Origin of the sequence: Buchnera aphidicola (Eriosoma lanigerum) (genome assembly GCF_964059125.1) — a bacterium.
Taxonomy (GTDB): domain Bacteria; phylum Pseudomonadota; class Gammaproteobacteria; order Enterobacterales; family Enterobacteriaceae; genus Buchnera_D; species Buchnera_D aphidicola_C.
Map to the genome: position 1 here is coordinate 15,486 of NZ_OZ060395.1, position 26,949 is coordinate 42,434.

Genomic DNA, 26,949 nt, shown 5'->3' on the forward strand with positions numbered 1-26,949 from the left:
TTTTAATAATGAATTTACTAAAACGTAATTTTTTTACAATTATTTTTATATTTATCACTTTTATATTATGGAATACTTGGAATAATAATGAATTAAAAATAACAAATGAACAACATGAAAAAAGCTATATTAATATTCATACAAAAAAAAATTATAGTTTTGTAAATAAAAAAAAATATGTGAATTTAAGAAATGATGTAATATCCGTTACAATAAATCAATTTGGAGGTGATATAGAAAAAGTTATTTTACTAAAATATAAAGATAAATTATATTCTTCAAAATGTTTTCATTTATTAGATACTACATCTAACTTTATTTATCATGCTCAAAGTGGATTAATAGGAGAAAACGGACCTGATAATTCAATTTATAAAAAAAGACCTTTTTATAAAACTACTAGTAATATATTTGAATTAAATAAAAATAGTACAGAACTAACTGTTCCTTTTATTTGGAAAGATACTAATGGAGTAGAATATGTTAAATCATTTACCTTACAAAATGGAAAATATTATATAACAGTTAAACATATTATAAAAAACAATACTAAAAAACCATTATTAATGTCTGTATTCGGACAGCTAAAACAAACTATTAAATTACCTAATCAAAAAAATACTAATTTTAAAATATTTTCTTTACATACTTATCGTGGAGCAGCTTATTCTACTGAAAATACAAAATATAAAAAGTATGATTTTAATGCAATTAATAAATTACAATCATTAAGTATTACAACTAATCATGGTTGGATAGCAATGATACAACAATATTTTATTAGTGCATGGATTCCTAATATTCCTAAAATAAATGTAATTTATACTAAATCTGTAAACAATCATTCTACTGCAACTATAGGATATAAATCAGAATCAATATATATTGCTCCTTTTACAAATTATACTTTTAAATCCAATATTTGGATTGGTCCAACGATACAAGACCATATGGTTTTAATCGCACCCTATTTAAATTTAACAACTGATTACGGTATGTTTTGGTGGTTGTCTCAACCATTATTTAAATTGCTAAAATTTTTCTATACATTTATTGGAAATTGGGGAGGAGCTATTATAGCTATTACATTATTAATTAGAGCAATTATGTATCCTTTTACTAAATCACAATATATATCTATGATAAAAATGAGGAAAATACAACCCAAAATTGATCAAATTAAAAAACAATATAACGAAAATAAACAAAAAATAAGTAAAGAAATTATATTATTGTATAAAAAAGAAAAAATTAATCCATTAAAAGGGTTTTTACCATTATTTATTCAAATGCCTATTTTTTTAGCTTTATATTATATGTTAATTAATGCCATTGAATTAAGACATGCTCCTTTTATATTTTGGATTCATGATTTATCAGATAAAGATCCATATTATATATTACCTATATTAATGGGTATAACAATGCTAATTACTCAATACATTTCACCAAATATTGCACGTGATCCTTTGCAAAAAAAAATTATGAATATAATACCAATTGGTTTTACAATATTTTTTTTATGGTTTCCATCAGGTTTAGTTTTATATTATATTATTAGTAATATAGTGACAATTATACAACAAAAAATAATTTACTATGGATTAAAAGATAATTAAATATTAATAAAACAAATAAAATAAATATTTTAAATATTAGTATATATATTTTAAATATATTTAATAACCTTAATTATACTAATTAATTTATAGTATTAAAACTATTTCATTTTAAATTAAAGATAAAAAATGACATTTCATGATACGATCATAGCTCAAGCAACTCCAGTTGGTAAAGGAGGAATAGGAATATTAAGAATATCAGGAATACACTCTGAACAAGTAGCTCAATTAATACTTGGTAAAATTCCAAATCCTAGATATGCTACATTTTCATCCTTTAAGAATGAAAATAATATCATTATAGATGAAGGAATAGCTATTTGGTTTCCAGGTCCTAATTCTTTTACTGGAGAAAATACATTAGAATTACAAGGACATGGTAGTCCATTAGTTTTAGATTTATTATGTAAAGCTATTTTATCTATTAAAGGAATAAGAATAGCAAATCCAGGAGAATTTTCTGAAAGAGCTTTTTTAAATGGTAAATTAGATTTAATTCAAGCTGAAGCTATTGCTGATTTAATTAATTCTAATTCAAAAAAGTCCATTCAATTATCATTAGAATCTATGAAAGGTGTATTTTCTAATCGTATACATAATTTAGTAACAAAAATTAAAAATATTAGATTAAAAATAGAATCTTCTATTAATTTTATAGAGCTTGAAACAATACAGTTATCAAAAGATTATATATATAAAAAATTAACATCTTTGTATAAAGATATTGTAATAATTCAAAAACAAGCTAAAACTGGGATTATTATTAGAGAAGGTTGTAAAGTAGTTATTACTGGACAACCAAATGTGGGAAAATCTAGTTTATTTAATTTACTTTGTTCTCAAAATAAAGCTATCGTAACAAATATTCAAGGGACAACTAGAGACGTATTACATGAATATATTAATATAAATGATGTAATGTTCCATTTAGTCGATACAGCAGGGATACGTATTCCTAAAAATGAAATTGAAAAAATTGGAATTGATTTAGCATGGAATGAAATTTATAGTGCTAATCATATTCTTTTTGTAATAGATAGCAATCAAAATTCACATGAAAAATTAAAAGTTTATTCTAATTTTATAAAAATTTTACCTAAAAATATTAAAATTAGTTTAATAATGAACAAAGTTGATTTATTAAATAAAAGACAAAAATTATTAGGAATAGATAGTAAATATCCAATTTTATATATATCATCTTTAACTGGACAAGGGATAGAAGATTTAAGAAAACATCTAATTCAAATAATAAAATCTGATCAAGATAATACAGAAGGTTTATTTTTAGCTAGAAGAAGACACTTAATTATATTAAATGAAATTAATAAATTATTATTAATTAATAAAAAAAATTGGTTGTTATCATCTAATTTTGAATTATTAGCTGAAGATTTATTTATTATTCAAAAAAAATTAGGAGAAATAACAGGTGTATTTAATAATGAAAAATTATTAGATGAAATTTTTTCTAATTTCTGCATTGGTAAATAAATCTGTATATATTAAATTAATACTATATTTACATAATAGAAATAATTGTATTGTAATAATAAAAATTATACTAATTTTATTAAGTTAATTTATTTATTGCCCGAAGGCGGAATTGAACCACCGACACGGGGATTTTCAGTCCCCTGCTCTACCAACTGAGCTATTCGGGCAATATAAGTATTTAATCATTAATTTTTAACTAAAGTCAATCTTTTTATTTAAAAATATAAAAAAAAATAAAATAAATAAATAAAATATTTTATTTATCATATATAATAAATAATATTACAGTATTATTTATTTGTAATTATAAATTTTATACATAAATAAAAAAAAAAAATATCTAACACTTGAAAGTTCTAATATTAATCCTCATATCTGAAGATAAGCAATACTATTTTTTTTAATGTATTTCAATAAATCATTATATTTATTTATATGATTTATTAGTTTTTTTAAAGGGAAAAAATTATATGAAGATTCGTCCATTACATGATCGTGTGATCGTAAAAAGACAAGAGGCTGAATCTAAGTCAGCTGGTGGTATTGTACTTACAGGTTCAGCTGCTAGTAAATCTACTCGTGGGACAGTTATTGCAGTAGGAAATGGTCGTGTTTTAGACAATGGAAATGTTAAATCTTTAGATGTAAAAGTTGGGGATGTAGTAATTTTTAATGAAGGATATGGAGCAAAAACAGAAAAAATGGATCATGAAGAAGTTCTAATTTTAACTGAAAGTGACATTTTAGCGATTGTTGAATAAGAAACAATGATAAGCTGATTTTTTTAACTAAAAAGAATTGAAGGAATGTCAAATGGCAGCTAAAGATGTAAAATTTGGTAACGAAGCTAGAGTTAAAATGCTTCGAGGTGTAAACGTATTAGCAGATGCAGTAAAAGTTACTCTAGGTCCAAAAGGAAGAAATGTAGTATTAGATAAATCATTTGGTGCTCCTAGTATCACTAAAGATGGAGTATCTGTTGCTAGAGAAATAGAATTAGAAGACAAATTTGAGAACATGGGTGCTCAAATGGTTAAAGAAGTAGCATCTAAAGCAAATGATGCTGCCGGAGATGGAACTACTACAGCTACATTATTAGCTCAAGCAATAGTAAATGAAGGATTAAAAGCTGTAGCTGCTGGAATGAATCCTATGGATTTAAAAAGGGGTATTGATAAAGCCGTAATAAGTGCAGTGGCAGAATTAAAAAATTTATCTGTTCCTTGTTCTGATTCTAAAGCTATTACTCAAGTAGGAACCATTTCTGCTAATGCAGATGAAAAAGTGGGTTGTTTAATTGCTGAGGCAATGGAAAAAGTAGGGAATGATGGAGTAATTACGGTAGAAGAAGGAACTGGATTAGAAGATGAATTAGAAGTAGTTAAAGGAATGCAATTTGATAGAGGATATCTATCACCCTATTTTATTAATAAACCTGAAACTGGGATTGTAGAAATAGAAAATCCTTATATTTTGATGGCTGATAAAAAAATATCTAATATAAGAGAATTGTTGCCATTATTAGAATCAGTAGCAAAATCTAGTAAACCATTATTAATTATTGCAGAAGATTTAGAAGGAGAAGCATTAGCGACTTTAGTAGTAAATTCCATGAGAGGAATTGTTAAAATTGCAGCTGTAAAAGCTCCTGGATTTGGTGATAGACGTAAATCAATGTTACAAGATATTGCGATATTAACTTCCGGATCTTTAATATCTGAAGAATTAGCTATGGAATTAGAAAAAACTACTTTAGAAGATTTAGGACAAGCAAAAAGAGTTGTTATTACTAAAGATACTACAACTATTATTGGTGGTATAGGTAAAAAGCAAGATATTCAAAACAGAATTAGTCAAATTCGTCAACAAGTACAAGAAGCTACATCAGATTACGACAAAGAAAAATTAAACGAAAGATTAGCTAAATTATCAGGTGGTGTAGCTGTTCTTAAAGTTGGTGCAGCAACAGAAGTAGAGATGAAAGAGAAAAAAGCTCGAGTAGAAGATGCTTTACATGCAACTCGTGCAGCTGTAGAAGAAGGTGTAGTTCCTGGAGGAGGAGTAGCTTTAGTTCGTGTTGCTCAAAAAATTTCTAATTTACATGGTCAAAATGAAGATCAAAATGTAGGAATTCGTGTTGCTCTTCGAGCTATGGAAGCTCCATTACGTCAAATTGTATCTAATTCTGGAGAAGAACCATCTGTAGTAACAAATAATGTTAAAGATGGGAAAGGAAACTATGGATACAATGCTGCAACAGACGAATATGGAGATATGATTAATTTCGGAATACTAGATCCTACGAAAGTCACTAGATCTGCATTACAGTATGCTGGATCTGTAGCAGGATTAATGATTACTACAGAATGTATGGTAACTGACTTACCAAAAGAAGAAAAAACAGATGTAAACGTACCATCTAATGGTGGTGGAATGGGTGGTATGGGCGGTATGATGTAAATTTTAATATAATTTCATTACTTAATTTTTATCTCCAGACTATGTTTTATACATGTCTGGAGATTCATTTTTATTTTTCTATATTTCAATATATTATGTACAATTGTTTATTTTATGAAAATTAAAAATTATTTTTATTTATGATATATTTTCCTTTTATTAATTTAGGAATTAAGTTTCCTGAAATTAATTTTATTAATTTTGTAAAAATTAATTTTTCTTTATCTTTTTGAAAAAAAACCATAAGAACTGTCGTGAATTATATTTAATAAATGTAGATAGTACGGTAAAATATAACTACTATATAAAGTAATATTAAATTTTTTTAAAATTTTAGTATTAGTATGAGATCGTTCTTGTATTTAATTTTCTTATTTATTATTTTTATGATAATTAAGGTTATTTGATATACTGTCAGTTGTGTATTATATACATAATTCATAGGAAAAAAATGGAAATATATAATAGTAATAATTTTAAAATTGGATTAAAAATTATTTTTGAAAACGAACCTTGTGTTATAGAAAACAGTGAATTTATTAAGCCAGGGAAAGGTCAAGCTTTTACTAGAGTGAAATTACGAAAATTATTAACTGGTCAATTAATTGATAGATCATTTCGGTCTACCGAATATTTAAAACAAGCTGATATTATTGATGTTAAATTATTATATTTGTATCAAGATCATTATCATGGTTATTTTTTAAACAAAAAAAATTTTGAACAATTTTATGTAGAAAAAAAAATATTATTTAATAAGTTACAATGGTTAATTGAACAACATTCTTATATGGCAACATTATGGAATAATCAAATTATTTCTATCATTCCAAAGAATTTTATTAATTTAGAAGTGGTCAAAACTACTCCAGGAGTAAAAGGAGATTCTGTCAATAATAATACAAAAGTAGCTGTATTAAAGAATGGTGCGATTATTAAAGTTCCAGTATTTATTCAAATAGGTGAAATAATAAAAGTAGACACTAGATCTAACCAATATATATGTAGAATAAAAAAATAATTTATATAAATAATAAATATTATGTATGTACAATATTTTTATTTTATATAAATTATTAATTATATAATCTTAAAATTCATTACCTGTAATATATTTTCTATAACTTTCCCATTCAAAATTCAACCATAAACTATTACCTAATCTCATACGATCAATTACTCTTTCTCCTAATAAATTAGTCATACCTCTATAATTTAAATTAGATAACATACCTGTAGCACGTTTAGAAGATGATCTTCTATCAACTATTTGATTAATAATAATTTTTTCATATCTTGATTCTGTTTGCATTCCAATTTCATCAATCATTAATAAATCTACTGTACTTAAATTATTTAATAATTTTTCTTCTGTTGTAGAACTTAATCCATTAAATGTACTTTTTATATTTGACATTAAATCAGCTACAGTTACAATTAATACACTTTTACCATGTAAAATTAAATAATTACCAATAGCAGAAGCTAAATGATTTTTCCCTGTACCTGGTTTTCCAGAGAAAATAAAACTAGATATACTATTATTAAATTCTTTAGCATATTTTTTTGCACACTCCATTACTTTTTTTTGTCCTTCATGATGGATATGATAATTATCAAATGAACAATTAATATACAATTCTCTAATACCTGATCTACCTAAAATTTTTTCCATTTTTATTGCACGATTTTTACGTAAAATAGATTCAGAAGATATTCTTCCTTGTTCTTGATTCCAAGATAATAACTCAAATTCATGTTTGAATTTTGGTTTAACTTTGTGAGGAACTAATTGTTTTAATCTTTTTAAAATATTAGTATATTTATCCATAATTATATATCTCAAAATTTTTTAATAATTTATAAAAATCTTCTTATTAATATTAAAATTTATGTATTTTTAATATTGGTTATGTATGTTGATTTAACTTTTATTATAAATTATCTAAAGAAATGTAATAATATAAATGTATTATTGTTATATAATATTAATTAAATACTGAATTTATTAAGAATTTGTAAATATAAAATAAATTAGTAATAATTATATTAAATATAATTTTTGATTAGTATTGTTTAACATATAGATAACATGCAATATTTTTCGTTTTTGTTGATTTATATAAAATCCATTTTTTGGGAATATCTATTAATAATAAATCATTTTTTTTTTCTATGTAAATGAATGAATTAGATGTTAAACAATTGTATTTTTCTAAATAATTAACTGTCTTATTAATTATTTGATGATTAAAAGGTGGGTCAATAAATACTATTTGATAAATACAATTGTTTTGTTTTAACCAACGTAAAATATTATTATGAACAATTTTTACATGATTTAAAATATTTATTTTTTTTACATTATTATTTAAATCTAAAATAACTTTTTTATTATTATCTATAAATGTAACCGATTGAGCATAACGAGATATAGATTCAATTCCTAATACTCCACTTCCTGCAAAACAATCTAAGCAATTCGCATGTTTAATGTAACTATTTAGCCAATTAAATAATTTTTCTCTTATAAAACTTGTTGTGGGTCGTATTATACTATTTCTATGAATCCTTATAATACTATTTTTTAAAAATCCTCCAGTAATACGAATTTTTCCATGTTTTTTTTTATTAATTTTTATATTATATTGGTTCATTAATATATATTTTAATCAATAATTATAATATATTCAAAATATTTAATATATTACAATAAAATTATTTTTTTTTGAATATTTTATTTATAATTATTACACAAGGAATCTTTATGTCTGAAAATAAAAAAAGTTTTTTTTCTTTATTTAAACTAAAAAAAAGTACATCTAATATTCAATCTAAAATAAAAAAAAAAAATGATTTAATTCATACCAAAAAAAGTAACTTAAATAACAATACTAATAGTATTAAAACAAATAATAATATTATAAATACAAATATATTTAATCAACAAGTAAACAGTGAAAACTTAACAGAAATAAAAACGTTTTCAAATTCAATTAATCATACTTCAAATTATCATGAAGTTAATAAAAATATTCATTTTTTTTCTCGACTTAAAAATAGTTTATATAATACTAGTAAAAAATTTAGTAATAATTTTAGTTATTTTTTTAAAAGAAAAAAGATTGATGATTCTATTTTTGAACAATTAGAAGAGAAATTACTAACATCTGATATTAATATAGATACAAGTGATTATATTATAAAAAAAATTACTAAAAGACTAAATGTTAAAACAATAAATGATTTTAATACAATTTTTAAAATACTTAAAGAAGAAATGTTAGAGGTTTTAAAACAAGTGGAAAAACCAATTCAATATAATAGCAACATTATTCCATTTGTTATATTAGTTGTAGGAGTAAACGGAGTAGGTAAAACAACTACAATTGGGAAATTAGCAAAAAAATATACGACACAAGGTAAATCTGTTATGTTAGTAGCAGGTGATACATTTAGATCAGCTGCAGTTGATCAATTAAAAGCTTGGGGAAAGCAAATAAATGATATACCAGTGATTTCTTCTTCTCATGAAAATATGGATCCATCAGCTATAATTTTTAATGCTATAGATATCTCTATTTCAAAAAAAACAGATATTTTAATCATAGATACAGCTGGAAGATTACATAATAAATTATATTTAATGCAAGAATTAAAAAAAATTAAGAAAGTTATTAATAAAAAACTCAATAATGGACCACATGAAATTATACTAGTAACTGATGCATGTACTGGACAAAATACAATAACACAAACTAAATTATTTCATGAATGTTTAGGAATTACTAGTATAATATTAACTAAATTAGATGGTACTGCTAAAGGAGGAGTAATTTTTTCTTTAGCTAATAATTTTAAAATTCCAATTAGTTATATTGGGATTGGAGAAAAAGAACTAGATTTAAGAGAATTTAATAGTAAAGATTTTATTGATGCTTTATTTTATGAAAAATATTAAATATATTAAATTAATAAATAAATTATTTTTTTATTAACACAACAGTATTAATATTATTTATTTTTTATAAATTTAAATATCATGTAATTTGTTAAATAAAAATAATTAATAATGCGATTAATTTAAAATTTAACATTAATAATATTAATCAATTAATATAATAAGTATATTACAAATAATGTTTAATAATATATCATATTTATTAATGTTATTTATTTATAATAATAATTATCTTAATTTAATTTATTTTAATTATGTTATAATTTGTTACAATAAGATATTAAATGAATGATACAAAAAATCAATTTCAAATCACTACTTTAGGAAATTTAGAATCTTATATTAGATTAGCTAATTCTTGGCCTATGTTATCACTAGAAGAAGAACAAATGTTATCTAAAAGATTATATTTTCATAGTGATTTAAATGCAGCTAAAACATTAATTTTATCTCATTTACGTTTTGTCATACATATAGCAAGAAATTATTCTGGTTATGGTTTGCCTCAAGCAGATTTAATTCAAGAAGGTAATATAGGATTAATGAAATCAGTTCGTAGATTTAATCCAGAGATAGGAGTAAGGTTAGTATCTTTTGCTGTGCATTGGATAAAATCTGAAATACATGAGTATGTATTAAGAAATTGGAGAATAGTTAAAATTGCTACTACTAAATCACAAAGAAAATTATTTTTTAATTTAAGAAAAACTAAAAAACGATTTGGTTGGTTTAATCAATTAGAGATTGATGTAGTCGCTCGAGAATTAGGAGTAAGTAGTGCAGATGTAAGAGAAATGGAATCTCGCATGTCAGCACAAGATGTTAATCTACATGTAAACCCAGAAGAAGAGACAATGGATGGAAAATCTACATCTGTTATGTCATATCTTAAAGATAATACTTCAAATTTTGCTCATTTGATTGAAGAAAATAATTGGGAAAAACATACATCTATTAAACTTAATCATGCATTATTAGGATTAGATGAAAGGAGTCGAAAAATTATTTATGCTAGATGGTTAAACAATACTAATAAAATTACTTTACAAAAAATAGCTAACGATTATGGAATTTCAGCAGAACGAGTTAGACAATTAGAAAAAAATGCTATGAAAAAATTAAGAATAGCAATAGAAACATAAATATTGTAAAAAATATATTTTATTGATATTAATTGAAATAATTAAATTTAATATTTTAATAATCATTTTTAGAATATATATATATAATTTTATATAAATAATAGAAATTTTTTTTTTATCTAAAAAGCGTCAGCAAAATAATCTATTATATATTTTGTTGATGCTTCGATATTAGTTTAAATATCAATAATTATTGATATTTAAAAAAATGTTTATATGAATTATAAGTAATATATAGTTTTTAATTAATAATTTTGTCATTTCGTAATAAAAATTTAATTATTATATAAAGAATTAATATTATTATTAATAATTTATATATGTAATTTAAATTGTACTAAAATATTAAAAAAATATAATTAATAATTTATTATCGAGTGATTATGTATAACATTGTAGCTTCTGATTTAGACGGTACACTATTAACATCTAAATATAAAATTACTGATTTTACTAAAAAAACATTATTATCATTAACTTCTCAAGGTCTACATTTTGTTTTTGCAACTGGTAGACATCATATTGATGTATTTAAGTTAAGTGATGAATTAAATATACAATCATATATGATTACATCTAATGGAGCAAAAATATATGATAACAATAAAAAATTAATATTTAATCGATTCTTAAAAAAAAATATTGTTATGTCTTTATGTACTATTAGATATATAGACATAGATATTGTTACTCAATTATATTGTACTAATCAATGGTATATTCATTCAAATCAATTTAACAAACATAAATTTTGTAATAATTTATTTTTAAAATTTAAAATTTTAAATTTAAATAAATTAACATTTATGAATATTAATAAAATATTTTTTACTTCTCATAATATTAAAAAATTAGAATTATTAAAAAAAGAGATTCTTCATATATGGAGTGATAAATTTTTTAATATATTTTTTTCGTTTCCAGAATGTTTAGAAATTGTTCCGAAAGGTATATCTAAAGGATTAGCATTAAAGTTTGTTGCTGAACGTTTAGGATATTCATTAAATCATTGTATTACATTTGGTGATGGGATGAATGATCAAGATATGCTTAGCATGTCTGGAAAAGGATGTATTATGAATAATGCTGACCCTCGTTTAAAATCAATTTTACCAAATTTAGAAATTATTGGTAATAATAATGAAGATGGGGTAGCACATTACTTACGTAATTTATATCAATTTACGTAAATTTATATATTTTATTATTATATTAAATTTTTTTACAGATTATAATATCTGGACATTAAATATATTAGATTTTAAAGATTTTATATCAAATTTGTTATGGAATAATTTTCTATTTTTTTTTGATAAAATTTGAAATGTAATTACTATTGCTATATTTTTAATATTTATATTATCTTTAGATCTTTTTATTAGTAAATTTTAAAATAAATATTTTAATTTAATAAGTTAAATCTACTAAAAATATATATATATTAAAAATGTTTAATTTTAATAACTATTAATAATTATTAATATAATTCAAAGTAGTATGTTTAATCAAAGATAAATAAAATTTATTCAAATATTATTAAAATAATACAATATTTTTGTTTCATTATTAAATAATAAATAAAAATATTTTTTTATATTGTAATTTACTTAATAATAAAATTATTTTCAATAAAAAATAATATTTAATAAAAAACGATTGGTTAAATAATATTATGTAATCTATTACATTATTTATAGTGATTGTATTTAAGATAACATATATATTATCGATGAATATTATATATAATAAATGATATTATGCTATAAAAAATGTTAATAATTTTTTTTAAACGAATATAAATGATATATTATATATTTATTATTTGATTTATTTTATTTTATATGTGTAATTAATGAGACAATATTGATTGTATTTGATATACTTTTATTATTGTAGGTAAAAATATATTTATTATTTTTAATTATATTTTTAAAATACTACATTTTGATCGTAATGTTACTTTATTTAATTAGTGTAGTATTTCATTTGTTAATTGTAATTAAATTTAGAATACAACATTTAATATTAAAACGTAATGTAATTAATTACGTAATTAATATTATAATTATAGAGATGACTATTATGACTATTTTAAATCATATTCTTGGTTTTCCTAGAATTGGATTAAATCGAGAGTTAAAATATGCTCAAGAAAAATATTGGAGTAATCAATGTACTCAACAACAATTATTATCTGTTGGATACAAAATAAGACATGATAATTGGATTAATCAAATAGATAAAAATATTAATTTTTTATCTGTTGGAGATTTTGCTTGGTATGATCATGTATTAAGTACTAGTATGTTATTAGGAAATGTTCCAAAAAGACATCAAAATAATGATAAATCAGTAACTTTAGATACATTGTTTCGTATTGCTAGAGGTCATGCTCCTACTGGTAAATCTGCTTATGCATCAGACATGACAAAATGGTTTGATACAAATTATCATTATATAGTACCAGAATTTTTTAAAGATCAAGAATTTAGTTTAACTTGGAAACAATTATTACAAGAAGTAGAAGAAGCTTTATTGTTAAATCATAAAGTTAAACCTATAATTTTAGGTCCATTAACATATCTTTGGTTAGGAAAAATTAAAGGTGAACATTTTGATAAATTAGAACTATTAAATAAAATTTTACCAATTTATAAACAAGTTTTAGATAAATTAGCAAAAAAAAACATAGAATGGGTCCAAATTGATGAACCTATTTTAGTATTAGAATTACCTGATTTATGGAAACAATCTTTTTCTATTGCTTATAATTATTTATATGGATCTGTAAAATTATTATTAACTACTTACTTTGATGAAATTAATCATAATTTAAACATTATTCAAAAATTACCGATCCAAGGATTACATATTGATGTTATATTTGGAAAATATGATTTATTAAAATTAAATAGTGTTTTACCGAAAGATTGGATTTTATCTTTAGGTGTTATTAATGGTAGAAATATTTGGAAAACTAATTTAATCAAATGGTTTAAATTAATACAACCAATGTTAATTAAACGTAGTAATTTATGGTTAAGTACTTCATGTTCATTACTTCATGTCCCTATAGATATCAATGTTGAACGTAAATTAGATAAAAAAATTAAAAATTGGTTCTCTTTTGCTGTTCAAAAGTGTACTGAATTATCTTTGTTATCTCATGCTTTAAATACAGACTGTACTAATGAAATTAATATATGGAGTTCAGCTATACATGAAAGAAAATATTCTACTTTTGTTAATAATATAGAAGTACAAGAAAAAATAAATTCTATTTCAGAAAAACAATTACATCGTAAAAGTGAATATTCTATTAGGTTAAAAATACAAAATGATAAATTTCAGTTACCAATTTTACCTACTACTACTATAGGTTCATTCCCACAGACTAAAGATATTCGAAAATTACGTTTAAATTTTAAAGAAAATCAAATTAGTCTTCAAGAATACAATCAATCTATTTCAGATTATATTCAAAAAATCATATGTGAACAAGAAAAATTAAATATAGATGTATTAGTACATGGTGAACCTGAAAGAAATGATATGGTTGAATATTTTGGTGAACAATTGAATGGATTTGTTTTTACTATTAATGGATGGGTTCAAAGTTATGGTTCTCGTTGTGTAAAACCACCTATTATTGTAGGAGATGTTAGTCGTTCATCATCAATGACTATAAAATGGGCAAAATATGCACAATCTTTAACAAAAAAACCAGTTAAAGGTATGTTGACTGGTCCAATGACAATATTATTATGGTCTTTTCCTAGAGAAGATATAGAAAAAGAAATTATTGCTAAACAAATTGCTCTATCTTTACGAGAAGAAGTACATGATTTAGAGCAATCAGGTATTAAAATTATTCAAATTGACGAACCAGCTTTACGAGAAGGTTTACCATTACGTAAAAGTTTATGGAATGATTATTTATCATGGTCTGTTAATGCTTTTAAATTAGCTTCTTCTGGAGTTGATGATGATACTCAAATTCATACTCATATGTGTTATTGTGAATTTAATGATATTATGAGTTCAATTGCATTATTAGATGCAGATGTAATCACTATTGAAACTTCTCGTTCTGATATGGAATTATTAGAATTTTTTAAGGATTTTAAATACCTAAATTCAATAGGACCTGGAGTATATGATATTCATTCTCCTAATATACCTACAGTAGAATGGATAGAAAAATTATTAAAAAAAGCATTGAATTATATTCCGATTCATAGATTATGGGTTAATCCTGATTGTGGTTTAAAAACTAGAAACTGGAAAGAAACAATACAAGCATTAAGTAATATGATAATTGCCGTTAAAAAAATTCGTACTGAGTTGGATAGTGTGTAATTGTATATAACAAAAAGAGGATGCTAATTATATTATATTAATAAAGCATCCTCTTTTTTTATATACAATTACACACTATCCAACTCAGTACGAATTTTTTTAACGGCAATTATCATATTACTTAATACTAATAATTATATTGATTCATGTGTTATATTAATTAATATAATATTAATTAATGTTAATCTATAAGAAATAGACATTAATAACTAATGTTTAAAATGACGTTTATTAGTAAAAATCATCACCATATTAAATTCGTTTACAGCATCAATAATTTCTTGATCACGAATTGAACCACCTGGTTGAATAATACAATCCACACCTATTTCTTTTGCTATATCAATATTATCTCTAAAAGGAAAAAATGCATCTGAAGCCATAACAATGTTTTTTGTTTTTAGTTTTTTTTCTATCAATTTTAAATTAGCTATTTTGGTTGAATCAACTCTACTAGTTTGACCTGAACCTATACTAATAGTTTTTTTATTATTAACATATACTATAGCATTTGATTTTACAAACTTTACAACTTTCCAGGCAAAAATAGCATCTTCATATATAATTTGAGTAGGTTTTCTTTTACTTACAATTTTCCAAAATTTGTTACAAATTTTAGATTCATCACAATCTTGAATAATTATTCCACCGTTGATTTGTTTTATATTCCATCTAGCATTATTTATTTTTATACTTGGACAAATTAAGACTCTGATATTATTTTTATTTTTTAATATCATTAATGCATTATTTGTAATTTTATATACTACAATTAATTCAACAAATTGTTGATTAATTATAGTTTTAATTGTGATAGAATCAACTAATTGATTAAATGCTATAACACCTCCAAAAGCAGATATAGGATCACAATTATATGCTTGAACATAAGATTCTAAAGAAGATATATTTTCTGATACACCACATGGAGTTCCATGTTTAACTATTACGCAAGCCGGTTGATCAAAAGTTTTTACACATTCCCACGCTATTTCTGCATCAGATAAATTATTTAAAGATAATTTTTTTCCTTGAATTTGCTTATAAGAGATTAAATCTCCTGATTTTTGATTACTATCTAAATATAATGCTGATTTTTGATGATGATTTTCACCATAACGTAATTCTTGTTTTTTTATAAGATTAATATAAAAATATTTAGGAAAATAATCTACATTAAGCTGTTCTTTTGTAGTTTGATTGTATTGTTTTTTAAAAAAATGACAAATATCAGTATCGTATTGGCTAGTATATTCAAATGCTTTACAGGCCATAACTAATTTATTTTCTATTGGAAAAATATTATTATTAGAATCAAGTAAATTAATTGCCATTTGATAATCAGATGGATCAATCAAAGTCATTACATCTCGATAATTTTTAGCTGCTGCACGAATTAAAGCATTTCCTCCAATATCAATATAATTTGTCATATTATTTAAATTTGCATTGATATTAAAACTATTTTCAGAAAATGGATATAAATTTACAATAACAATATCTATAGGAATAATATTATATAATTTAATAATATCATCTTCTTGATTTCTTTGAAATAAAATTCCAGCATGTATTTTCGGATGTAAAGTTTTGATTTTTCCATTCATTAATTCTGGAAAATTTGTATATTCTGAAATATTTGTAATAGGAATATTATGTTTATTAAAAAGTTGTGCTGTATTTCCAGTAGATAATATTTTGATATTTCTCTTAATTAATGATTGAGCGAATTCTAATATTCCAAATTTATTAGAAACACTAATGAGAGCATATTTTACAAATTTAAATGTATTCATGTATTTTGTTTCTTTTATATATAAGCATATATTAATAAATACAATGTTATTTGTAATAACAAAACTAAAAATTATATAAAAATACATAAATATTTTAATTTATTATATTTTAATATAATTAAAAAACAGATTTATAATTTATATAAATAAAATTTATTTTTATTTTAAAATAAACATAAATTTTATTTTTTTTATAATGTCTAATTATTTTAATAAATTATATATATAATAATTTTATTACATAATAATATTTAATATTCATTAAAAATATTTTATAAACTTTAAATTAAAATAAATTATATATTTTAATATAATAATATTTGTAATTTTAAAAAACACTGCAATTTAAATTGAATTTCAAACATTATTAAATTTAATCAATTAATGATAAAATTATCAACTATTAACATAATTATTTATTTCTATCATCAACTTCATGATATGAGGAGTATAAAACACTCCTCATAGTAGTAAATATAAATATATATTTTAAATATGTTCTTTATTTATTATATTAGAAGTATTGGCGTTTAATAATTCTGATAAGCTTGCGGAAGCTTCTTCAGCACTAATTTGCTGATTACTTTTATTTTGTTGAGAATCATAATTCATATTTCTGTTTTTTCGATTAAATCTATTTTTATGATAGGCATATCCTGTACCAGCTGGTATTAATCTACCGATTATAACATTTTCTTTTAAACCACGTAATTCATCTTTTTTACCTGCCACTGCTGATTCTGTTAAAATACGTGTAGTTTCTTGAAAAGAGGCTGCAGAAATAAAAGAATCTGTAGCTAAAGATGCTTTAGTAATTCCTAGTAAATCTCTAGAAAAAATTGCTATATTTTTATTTAATTGTGTTAATTTTTTATTTTCAATTTTAATTTTTGAATATTCTAATTGTTCTCCATCTAAAAAGTTGGAATCTCCTTTATCAATTATTGTTGCTTTACGAAGCATTTGCCTTATTATCACTTCAATATGTTTATCATTAATTTTAACACCTTGTAAACGATATACTTCTTGTACTTCATTCACAATATACCTAGTAACTGATTGTATTCCTCTTAGACGTAAAATATCATGAGGAGATTCTGGACCATCTGAAATAACATCTCCTCTTTCTACTTTTTCTCCTTCAAAAACATTTAATTGTCTCCATTTTGGAATCATTTCTTCATGAGATTCATATTCATTATTAATTGGAGAAATAATTAATCTTCTTTTTCCCTTAGTTTCTTTTCCAAATGATATAATTCCGGTTATTTCAGCTAAAATAGCTAATTCTTTTGGTCTACGTGCTTCAAATAAATCTGCTACTCTTGGTAAACCACCTGTAATATCTTTTGTTCCACCTGATTCTTGTGGTATTCTTGCTAATGTATCTCCAGAAGTGATTTTTACTCCATTTTCTAATTGTACTATACTTTTTCCAGGTAAAAAATATTGAGCTGGCATATCTGTTCCAGGAATAAGTACATCTTCACCATGATCTGTAACAACTTTTAAAGCTGGTCTAAAATCTTTTCCTGTGGTTGTGCGTTCAGCAGTATCTAATACAACAATAGATGATAATCCTGTTAATTCATCAGTTTGTCTAATAATACTTTGTCCTTCTATCATATCAATAAATTGTATGAATCCATTTACTTCTGTTATTACTGGCATAGTATGAGGATCCCATTTTGCAATAGTTTCTCCGGAGTATACTGTGTTTCCGTCTTCTTTTGCCATAATGGTTCCATAGGGTACTTTGTAACTTTCTTTAGTTCTACCGTATTCATCAATAATTTTTAATTCTACATTTCTTGATGTAATTATAATTTTTCCAATAGAGTTTTTAACTGATTTAATATTATATAGTTTTAATATTCCTTTATTTTTTACTTGAACACTTGATTCTGTTGCTGCTCTAGAAGCCGCTCCTCCAATATGAAATGTTCTCATAGTTAATTGTGTTCCTGGTTCTCCAATAGATTGAGCTGCAATTACTCCGATTGCTTCACCTTTATTAACTAAATTACCTCTAGCTAAATCTCTACCGTAACAATAAGAACATACACCAAAATTAGTTTCACAATGCACAACTGAACGTACTTTAATATTATCAATTGAACATTTTTCTAATATATTGCACCATTTTTCATTTAGTAATGTATTTTTTGGTATTAATACAATAGAAGAATTTATTTTAAAGACATCTTCTGCTAATACTCTTCCTAGTACTCGTTCTCTTAATGGTTCTTTAACATCTCCACCTTCAATAAGAGAAGTCATAATTAATCCTTCTTGAGTTTTACAATCATCTTCAGTTACTACTAAATCTTGAGCAACATCAACTAAACGACGAGTTAAATAACCTGAATTAGCAGTTTTTAATGCTGTATCTGCTAATCCTTTTCTAGCACCATGAGTAGAAATAAAGTATTGTAATACGTTTAATCCTTCTCGAAAATTAGCAGTAATAGGAGTTTCAATAATAGATCCATCAGGTTTTGCCATTAGTCCTCTCATACCAGCCAATTGTCTAATTTGAGCAGCTGAACCTCTAGCACCTGAATCCGCCATCATAAAAATACTATTAAAAGAAGTTTGTTTTTCTATTTTACCATTATTATTATAAAGTAATTCAGTAGACAAATTTTTCATCATAGCTGTAGCTACTCGTTCATTTGCAGCTGCCCAAATATCAATAACTTTGTTATATCTTTCTCCTGCAGTAACTAAACCTGATTGGAATTGTTCTTGTATTTCAATTACTTCTGTTTCTGCTTCAGAAATAATAGACGATTTCTTAGCAGGAATTACCATATCATCAATACCTACTGATGATCCAGAACGAGCAGCATAAGAAAAACCAGTATACATAATCTGATCAGCAAAATTAACAGTTGATTTTAAACCTAATACACGATAGCAAGTGTTTAACATTTTTGAGATTGTTTTCTTTACAAGAACTTGATTAACCATACTAAATGGTAATCCTTTAGGAACTATCATCCATAACAGAGCTCTTCCAATAGTAGTTTTGATTATTTTTTTTGTTGAAATTATTATTTCTTTTTTGTTTTTTGTGTATTCAGTTATTAATACTTTTACTATAGAATGTAATTCAGTATATCCTGTTCGATATGATTTTTCAGCTTCTTCTGGTCCACTTAAAATCATTCCTTCTCCTTTTCCATTAATTTTTTCTCTAGTCATATAATACAAACCTAAAACAACATCTTGAGAAGGAACTATAATAGGTTCTCCATTGGCTGGAGATAAAATATTATTTGTAGACATCATTAAAGCTTTAGATTCTAATTGTGCTTCTAATGTTAAAGGAACATGTACTGCCATTTGATCGCCATCAAAATCAGCATTATATGCAGCACAAACTAAAGGATGTAATTGTATTGCTTTTCCTTCAATTAAAACAGGTTCAAAAGCTTGAATACCTAGTCGATGTAATGTAGGAGCACGATTTAATAAAACAGGATGCTCTCTGATAACTTCATCTAAAACATCCCATACTACAGATTCTTCTCTTTCAACCATTTTTTTAGCTGATTTAATAGTTGTAGCTAAACCACGAACTTCTAATTTACCATAAATAAAAGGTTTAAATAATTCTAAAGCCATTTTTTTTGGTAATCCACATTGATGTAAACGTAAATATGGTCCTACAGTAATTACAGATCTACCTGAATAATCTACTCTTTTTCCTAAAAGATTTTGTCTAAATCTTCCTTGTTTCCCTTTGATCATATCAGCTAAAGATTTAAGAGGTCTTTTATTAGAACCAATTATTGCTCTTCCTCTCCTACCGTTATCTAGTAAAGCATCTATAGATTCTTGTAGCATTCTTTTTTCATTTCGAACAATAATGTCTGGAGCAGCAAGTTCTAATAATCTTTTCAGTCTATTATTACGATTAATAACTCTTCTATATAAATCATTTAAATCAGAAGTGGCGAATCTTCCTCCATCTAATGGAACTAATGGTCTTAAATCTGGTGGTAATACTGGTAATACTGTTAGAATCATCCATTCTGGTTTATTATTTGAATGAATAAATGACTCTAATAATTTTATCCTTTTAGTTATTTTTTTTCTTTTAGTTTCAGAATTTGTTTCATGTAACTCATTTCTTAAAATATGACATTCATGTTTTAAATTTAAATTTTTTAATAAATATTGAATCGCTTCAGCACCCATTTTTGCATCAAATTCATCTCCAAATTCTTCTAATGCATCTAAATATTGTTCTTCTGTTAAAATTTGATTTTTATCTAAATTAGTCATTCCTCCTTCAGTTACTACGTAAGATTCAAAATATAATACACGTTCAATATCTCTTAATGGCATATCTAATAATAATCCAATACGAGAAGGTAAAGATTTTAAAAACCAAATATGAGCTGTAGGTGAAGCTAATTCAATATGACCCATTCGATCTCTTCGAACTTTACTTTGTGTGACTTCAACTCCACACTTTTCACAAATTACACCACGATGTTTTAATCGTTTATATTTACCACATAAACATTCATAATCTTTTATTGGACCAAAAATTCTTGCACAAAATAGTCCATCTCGTTCAGGTTTAAAAGTACGATAGTTAATTGTTTCTGGTTTTTTAACTTCCCCATAAGACCAAGAACGAATCATATCTGGTGATGCAAGTTCAATTTTTATTGAATCAAATTCTTCTTTTTTAGTTTGTGATTTTAAAAATTTAAGCAAATCTTTCACAAATTAGTTCCCATTAAAGTGAAACGAAACAAGGAATCCAGTTTGATTCAACAGGATTCCTTGTAATAACATGGATGTTTAATTATTTACTCATCTTCTAGTTCAATATTAATTCCCAGAGATCGTATTTCTTTTAATAGTACATTAAATGATTCTGGCATACCAGGTTCCATTTGATGATTACCATCTACAATATTTTTATACATTTTAGTTCTACCATTAACATCATCTGATTTTACTGTTAACATTTCTTGTAAAGTATATGAAGCACCATATGCTTCTAAAGCCCATACTTCCATTTCTCCAAATCTTTGTCCACCAAATTGAGCTTTTCCACCTAATGGTTGCTGAGTAATTAAACTATATGAACCAGTAGATCTAGCATGCATTTTATCATCTACTAAATGATTTAACTTTAACATATACATATAACCTACTGTAACTGGACGTTCAAATTTTTCTCCTGTTCTTCCATCAAAAAGAGATATTTGACCAGAAGTAGGTAATTCTGCTAATTGTAATAATTGTTTTATTTCACTTTCTTGTGCACCATCAAATACTGGTGTAGATATTGGCATTCCATTTTTTAAATTTTTTGCTAATACTAAAATATCATGATCAGAAAAATGAGATAAATTAATTTTTTGTCGTAGATTATTTCCAATATTATAAGCTTTTTGAATAAATTGACGTAATTCGAATATTGTTTTATTTTGATTAATCATTGCATTAATTTTATTTCCAATACCTTTAGCTGCCATTCCTAAATGTGTTTCTAAGATTTGACCGATATTCATACGAGAAGGTACTCCTAATGGATTTAATACAATATCTACTGGTTCTCCGTTTTCATCATATGGCATATCTTCTATTGGATTAATTTTAGAAATTACACCTTTATTTCCATGTCTTCCAGCCATTTTATCACCTGGTTGAATATGACGTTTAACAGCTAAATAAACTTTAACTATTTTTAATACTCCTGGAGCAAGATCATTTCCTTGAGTAATTTTGTTCTTTTTATTTTCTAATTTTTTTTCAAATTTTATTTTTAATGTTTTATATTGTTTAGATAAAGATAATAATAATTCATTATTTTTTTTGTTATGTAAGTTAATTGACATCCATTGTTCTTTTGGTAAAAAAATAAAATTTTCTTTTTGTATCCCTGATTTTAATAATATTACTTGAACATTAGAAAAAATTTCAGATTCAAATATTTTAAATTCTTCTCTTAAATCTTTTTTTATTTTTTTTAATAACATTTCTTCAATTGAAATTGCTCTTTTATCTTTTTTTACACCATCTCGAACAAAAATTTGTATATCAATTACAGTTCCAGATACTCCGTTAGGTACTCTTAATGAAGAATCTTTTACATCTGATGCTTTTTCTCCAAAAATTGCTCTTAATAATTTTTCTTCAGGAGTAAGTTGAGTTTCACCTTTAGGGGTCACTTTTCCTACAAGAATATCTCCTCCTTTTACTTCCGCACCGATATATACGATTCCTGATTCGTCTAATTTTGATAATGCTGCTTCTCCAATATTTGGAATGTCAGATGTTACTTCTTCTGCTCCTAATTTTGTATCTCTCGCTATACAAGATAACTCTTGAATATGTATTGTAGTAAATCGATCTTCTTGTACTATTTTTTCTGAAATAAGTATCGAATCTTCAAAATTATATCCATTCCAAGGCATAAAAGCTACACGCATATTTTGTCCTAAAGATAATTCTCCTAAATCTGTAGCTGGTCCATCTGCTAATACATCACCAGTTTTTATTTTTTCTCCTAAATATACACATGGTTTGTGATTAATACAGGTATTTTGATTAGATCGAGTATATTTTGTTAGATTATAAATATCTATTCCTGATTCTTTAACGGTACTTTCTTCTTCATTTACTTTTATAACGATTCTAGAGGAATCTACATATTTAATTACACCGCCTCTTTTAGCTATTAATGTAACTCCTGAGTCTACTGCAACAGAACGTTCCATACCTGTACCAACTAGTGGTTTTTCTGAAATTAATGTAGGTACAGCTTGTCTTTGCATGTTAGCTCCCATTAATGCCCGATTAGCGTCATCATGTTCTAGAAAAGGTATTAAAGAAGCTCCTACTGAAACGATTTGTTGAGTAGAAACATCCATATATTGGACTTGATTTTTATGAATTAAGTTAGATTCTCCTTTATGTCTACAAGTGACAAGATCATTTATAAATTTTCCGTCAGGAAATAAATTAGTATTTGCTTGTGCAATGGTATAATTTCCTTCTTCAATAGCTGAAAGATATTGAATGTTATCAGTTACTACTCCATTGATAACTTGTCTATAAGGTGTTTCTAAAAATCCATATTCATTAGTTCTTGCATATACAGATAGAGAATTAATTAATCCTATATTCGGTCCTTCAGGAGTTTCAATTGGACAAACTCTACCGTAATGTGTTGGATGTACATCTCTGACTTCAAATCCTGCTCTTTCTCTAGTTAATCCTCCTATTCCTAATGCAGAAATTCTTCTTTTATGAGTAATTTCTGATAATGGATTATTTTGATCCATAAATTGAGATAATTGGCTAGATCCAAAAAATTCTTTAATAGCTGCAGAAATTGGTTTAGCATTAATCATATCTTGTGGCATTAATGTATCCACATCACCTAAAGATAATCGTTCTTTAACAGATCTTTCTACTCTAATCAATCCAACTCGAAATTGATTTTCTACCATTTCTCCAACTGATCGAATTCTTCTATTTCCCAAATGATCAATATCATCCACTTCTCCTTTTCCATTTCGAATATGAATTAATTTTTTAATAACATCAATTATATCTAATTTATTTAATGTATTCGATCCTTCGGTATTCGTTCTTGATAAAGATCGATTAAATTTCATTCTTCCTACTGAAGATAGTTCATATTTTTCTTCAGAAAAAAATAGATTATTAAATAAATATTCAGCTGCTTCTTTAGTAGGAGGTTCTCCTGGTCTCATCATACGATAAATTTCTATTAAAGCACTTAATTTATCTTTACTAGGATCAATTTTTAATGTTTCTGAAATATATGGTCCATGATCTAAATCATTAGTAAAAATAGTTTCAATAGTTTTATGTCCAGATTGAATTAACTTTTCTATTATATTAATAGATAATGTCATGTTTGCTGATATAATCGTTTCATTAGTATATAAATTAATATAATTTTTTGATATAATTCTTCCTGCAAGATATTCAATTGGAACTATGATATTTGTTACTTGATCATTTTTTAATTCTCTAATATGTTGAGCAGTAATTCTACGTCCTTTTTCAACGTATATTTTAGATTTGTATGTAATGTTAAAAGAAGCTGTATCACCTCTGAGTCGTTCTGGAATTAATTCCATTTGAATTGTATTATTGTTTAATATTTTGTATACTGTTTTTTCAAAAAAAATATCTAAAATATTTTCAGTGTTGTAATTTAAAGCTTTTAAAATAATACTTACCGGTAATTTTCTACGACGATCAATTCGAACAAATAAGTTATCTTTAGGATCAAATTCAAAATCTAACCATGATCCTCTATATGGAATTATTCTAGCATTATATAATACTTTTCCTGAAGAATGTGTTTTACCTTTATCACTATCAAAAAATACACCTGGACTTCGATGTAATTGAGATACTACAACTCTTTCAGTTCCATTTACAATAAAAGTACCATTATTAGTCATTAATGGAATTTCTCCCATATATACTTCTTGTTCTTTTATATCTTTAACAATTGTATCTAAAGTTTCTTTTTCATATATAACCAACCTTAATTTTACTCTTAGAGCAGCAGAAAAAGTGATTCCTCGAATTTGACATTCTTTTACATTAAATATAGCATTACTTAAACGATAACTGACATATTGTAATTCTGCATTTCCACTATAACTTTTAATAGGAAATATAGAACGAAAAGCGGATTCTAATCCAGAAGGATTAGAATTATGTTTGTTAATAAATTTTTGAAAAGAATCAAGTTGAATAGATAATAAATATGGTATATTTAATACTTTTGGACGTTTTCCAAAATCTTTTCGAATTCTTTTTTTTTCAGTATAAGAGTAAACCATGGGGTTCCTCAGTTAGCCTGATAAGTTTTAAACTGCTTATCATAAAATATAATAAAAAGTACTGTATTCTGAGATGTATTAATAATTTAATTATATTAAATTAATTATAGTAAAATTAAGTATATTTTTGATCATTTAATTTTCAATATAATTAATATCTTAATGAAAATATTATTTTTTATAATAAATATTACTTTTATTTAATCAAGGCTGGCAACTAATTATTACCAGCCAATATTGTAAATAAACTAAGATATAAATTATTTTTTTATTGTATTTCTATTTCAGCTCCTGTTGCTTCTAAAGTTTTTTTTAACAAATCAGCATCTTCTTTATTCAAATTTTCTTTTATCATTACTGGTGCAGATTCGACAAGATCTTTAGCTTCTTTTAGACCTAAATTAGTAGCACTACGAACAGCTTTAATTACAGATACTTTGTTTCTACCAATAGATTTTAAAAATATATTAAATTCAGTTTTTTCTTCTTTTTCAGTATTTTGAGTTGTTTGTGAATTTATGGATAAATTAGCAGAAACACCAAATTTTTTTTCCATAGCAGATACTAGTTCTACAACATTCATAACTGACATATTAGATATAGCATCAATAATTTGTTCTTTTGTAAGTAACATATAAATTTTTCCTAAAGAAAATTTAAAATTTTTTATATTTAAAATTCAATATATTATTTTAATTTAATTGATTTTTTTTGATAAATGAAATAGTATGCGTACTATTTTTCCTACAGAAGCTTCTTTCATAATAAATAGTAATTTTATTATAGATTCTTCATATGTTGGCATATTGGCTAATTGATTAATTTGTGTTTTTGTTAGTAATTTTTGTTCAAATACAGCACTAATAATTTTAAATTTTACATTATCTTTAGAAAATTTTGTAAACAATCTAGCAGCACTACCAGGATGTATAAAAGAATAACCAATTAAAGAAGGTCCTTTTAAAGAATTTTTTAAACATTCTAAATGAGTTCCTTGTATAGCTAAACGTAATAAATTATTTTGTACAATTTTAATTGTAACTCTTAATTTACGAGCTTTTTTTCTTAATTCTGTTATTTTATTTGTTTCAATACCATTAGAATCAGCAATGATAGCAGATAATGCTAATTTAGATATTTCATGTATTTTTGAAACAATTGTTTTCTTGGATTGAAGATTTAATGCCATGTTTTATTCCTAAATTCTAGAATCAAGATACTTATTATGGAATATCATAATTTCTAAAAATT

General features: G+C 24.3%; 16 protein-coding genes and 1 tRNA gene. 9 read left to right on the forward strand and 8 right to left on the reverse strand.

Annotated features, from left to right (window positions below; all coding sequences use genetic code 11):
- Positions 1-8: 8 nt before the first annotated feature.
- On the forward strand, positions 9-1,619 hold the full coding sequence (yidC, locus tag AB4W75_RS00075) for a membrane protein insertase YidC (protein WP_367679438.1): 1,611 nt from the start codon (positions 9-11) through the stop codon (positions 1,617-1,619).
- Between the two features lie 129 nt (positions 1,620-1,748).
- Positions 1,749-3,116 (forward strand): tRNA uridine-5-carboxymethylaminomethyl(34) synthesis GTPase MnmE, encoded by a 1,368-nt coding sequence (mnmE, locus tag AB4W75_RS00080; protein WP_367679439.1) that lies wholly within the window; start codon positions 1,749-1,751, stop codon positions 3,114-3,116.
- Positions 3,117-3,213: 97 nt separating this feature from the next.
- Here mnmE and AB4W75_RS00085 read toward each other — a convergent pair.
- A tRNA-Phe gene (locus AB4W75_RS00085) sits at positions 3,214-3,286 on the reverse strand.
- Between the two features lie 303 nt (positions 3,287-3,589).
- On the opposite strand from AB4W75_RS00085, the gene AB4W75_RS00090 reads away from it, so the two are divergent.
- From AB4W75_RS00090 to efp, 3 genes are all read left to right on the forward strand, one after another.
- Positions 3,590-3,880, forward strand: a complete 291-nt coding sequence (locus tag AB4W75_RS00090) for a co-chaperone GroES (protein ID WP_367679440.1) — start codon at positions 3,590-3,592, stop codon at positions 3,878-3,880.
- A gap of 52 nt (positions 3,881-3,932) precedes the next feature.
- Positions 3,933-5,579: a chaperonin GroEL gene (groL, locus tag AB4W75_RS00095; RefSeq protein WP_367679441.1), complete on the forward strand. Its 1,647-nt coding sequence runs from the start codon at positions 3,933-3,935 to the stop codon at positions 5,577-5,579.
- Positions 5,580-6,030: 451 nt separating this feature from the next.
- Complete coding sequence (gene efp, locus AB4W75_RS00100) at positions 6,031-6,600, forward strand: elongation factor P (protein WP_367679442.1); 570 nt, start codon at positions 6,031-6,033, stop codon at positions 6,598-6,600.
- A gap of 69 nt (positions 6,601-6,669) precedes the next feature.
- On the opposite strand, the gene dnaC is transcribed toward efp, so the two are convergent.
- Positions 6,670-7,410, reverse strand: a complete 741-nt coding sequence (gene dnaC / locus AB4W75_RS00105; protein WP_367679443.1) for a DNA replication protein DnaC — start codon at positions 7,408-7,410, stop codon at positions 6,670-6,672.
- Positions 7,411-7,645: 235 nt separating this feature from the next.
- The gene (rsmD, locus tag AB4W75_RS00110) at positions 7,646-8,236 is read right to left on the reverse strand and encodes a 16S rRNA (guanine(966)-N(2))-methyltransferase RsmD (protein ID WP_367679444.1); all 591 of its coding nucleotides are present in this window, start codon (positions 8,234-8,236) and stop codon (positions 7,646-7,648) included.
- Positions 8,237-8,346: 110 nt separating this feature from the next.
- Here rsmD and ftsY point away from each other — a divergent pair, with 110 nt between their 5' ends.
- From ftsY to metE, 4 genes are all read left to right on the forward strand, one after another.
- Positions 8,347-9,540 carry a signal recognition particle-docking protein FtsY gene (gene ftsY, locus AB4W75_RS00115; protein WP_367679445.1) on the forward strand — a complete coding sequence of 398 codons (1,194 nt, stop codon included), beginning with the start codon at positions 8,347-8,349 and terminating at the stop codon, positions 9,538-9,540.
- Positions 9,541-9,824: 284 nt separating this feature from the next.
- Entirely contained in the window at positions 9,825-10,682 is an 858-nt protein-coding gene (gene rpoH / locus AB4W75_RS00120) for an RNA polymerase sigma factor RpoH (protein ID WP_367679446.1), read from the forward strand.
- Between the two features lie 383 nt (positions 10,683-11,065).
- The gene (locus AB4W75_RS00125) at positions 11,066-11,872 is read left to right on the forward strand and encodes a Cof-type HAD-IIB family hydrolase (RefSeq protein WP_367679447.1); all 807 of its coding nucleotides are present in this window, start codon (positions 11,066-11,068) and stop codon (positions 11,870-11,872) included.
- A gap of 892 nt (positions 11,873-12,764) precedes the next feature.
- Positions 12,765-15,041 carry a 5-methyltetrahydropteroyltriglutamate--homocysteine S-methyltransferase gene (gene metE / locus AB4W75_RS00130; protein WP_367679448.1) on the forward strand — a complete coding sequence of 759 codons (2,277 nt, stop codon included), beginning with the start codon at positions 12,765-12,767 and terminating at the stop codon, positions 15,039-15,041.
- Positions 15,042-15,250: 209 nt separating this feature from the next.
- On the opposite strand, the gene purH is transcribed toward metE, so the two are convergent.
- The 5 genes from purH to rplJ form a co-directional block, all read right to left on the reverse strand.
- Positions 15,251-16,837: a bifunctional phosphoribosylaminoimidazolecarboxamide formyltransferase/IMP cyclohydrolase gene (gene purH / locus AB4W75_RS00135; protein WP_367679449.1), complete on the reverse strand. Its 1,587-nt coding sequence runs from the start codon at positions 16,835-16,837 to the stop codon at positions 15,251-15,253.
- A 489-nt stretch (positions 16,838-17,326) separates the two neighbouring features.
- Positions 17,327-21,580 (reverse strand): DNA-directed RNA polymerase subunit beta', encoded by a 4,254-nt coding sequence (gene rpoC / locus AB4W75_RS00140; RefSeq protein ID WP_367679450.1) that lies wholly within the window; start codon positions 21,578-21,580, stop codon positions 17,327-17,329.
- Positions 21,581-21,666: 86 nt separating this feature from the next.
- On the reverse strand, positions 21,667-25,698 hold the full coding sequence (gene rpoB / locus AB4W75_RS00145) for a DNA-directed RNA polymerase subunit beta (protein WP_367679451.1): 4,032 nt from the start codon (positions 25,696-25,698) through the stop codon (positions 21,667-21,669).
- A 268-nt stretch (positions 25,699-25,966) separates the two neighbouring features.
- Complete coding sequence (gene rplL, locus AB4W75_RS00150; protein ID WP_367679452.1) at positions 25,967-26,332, reverse strand: 50S ribosomal protein L7/L12; 366 nt, start codon at positions 26,330-26,332, stop codon at positions 25,967-25,969.
- Between the two features lie 63 nt (positions 26,333-26,395).
- Complete coding sequence (rplJ, locus tag AB4W75_RS00155; RefSeq protein WP_367679453.1) at positions 26,396-26,887, reverse strand: 50S ribosomal protein L10; 492 nt, start codon at positions 26,885-26,887, stop codon at positions 26,396-26,398.
- Positions 26,888-26,949 lie beyond the last annotated feature (62 nt).

Bases quoted from the DNA above. Each gene is read 5' to 3' on its own strand.
- rsmD (WP_367679444.1), bottom strand. From the start codon at position 8,236: ATGAACCAATATAATATAAAAATTAATAAAAAAAAACATGGAAAAATT.
- ftsY (WP_367679445.1), top strand. From the start codon at position 8,347: ATGTCTGAAAATAAAAAAAGTTTTTTTTCTTTATTTAAACTAAAAAAA.
- rplL (WP_367679452.1), bottom strand. From the start codon at position 26,332: ATGTTACTTACAAAAGAACAAATTATTGATGCTATATCTAATATGTCA.
- groL (WP_367679441.1), top strand. From the start codon at position 3,933: ATGGCAGCTAAAGATGTAAAATTTGGTAACGAAGCTAGAGTTAAAATG.
- rpoB (WP_367679451.1), bottom strand. From the start codon at position 25,698: ATGGTTTACTCTTATACTGAAAAAAAAAGAATTCGAAAAGATTTTGGA.
- AB4W75_RS00090 (WP_367679440.1), top strand. From the start codon at position 3,590: ATGAAGATTCGTCCATTACATGATCGTGTGATCGTAAAAAGACAAGAG.
- metE (WP_367679448.1), top strand. From the start codon at position 12,765: ATGACTATTTTAAATCATATTCTTGGTTTTCCTAGAATTGGATTAAAT.
- rpoH (WP_367679446.1), top strand. From the start codon at position 9,825: ATGAATGATACAAAAAATCAATTTCAAATCACTACTTTAGGAAATTTA.
- rplJ (WP_367679453.1), bottom strand. From the start codon at position 26,887: ATGGCATTAAATCTTCAATCCAAGAAAACAATTGTTTCAAAAATACAT.
- AB4W75_RS00125 (WP_367679447.1), top strand. From the start codon at position 11,066: ATGTATAACATTGTAGCTTCTGATTTAGACGGTACACTATTAACATCT.
- dnaC (WP_367679443.1), bottom strand. From the start codon at position 7,410: ATGGATAAATATACTAATATTTTAAAAAGATTAAAACAATTAGTTCCT.
- yidC (WP_367679438.1), top strand. From the start codon at position 9: ATGAATTTACTAAAACGTAATTTTTTTACAATTATTTTTATATTTATC.
- mnmE (WP_367679439.1), top strand. From the start codon at position 1,749: ATGACATTTCATGATACGATCATAGCTCAAGCAACTCCAGTTGGTAAA.
- purH (WP_367679449.1), bottom strand. From the start codon at position 16,837: ATGAATACATTTAAATTTGTAAAATATGCTCTCATTAGTGTTTCTAAT.
- efp (WP_367679442.1), top strand. From the start codon at position 6,031: ATGGAAATATATAATAGTAATAATTTTAAAATTGGATTAAAAATTATT.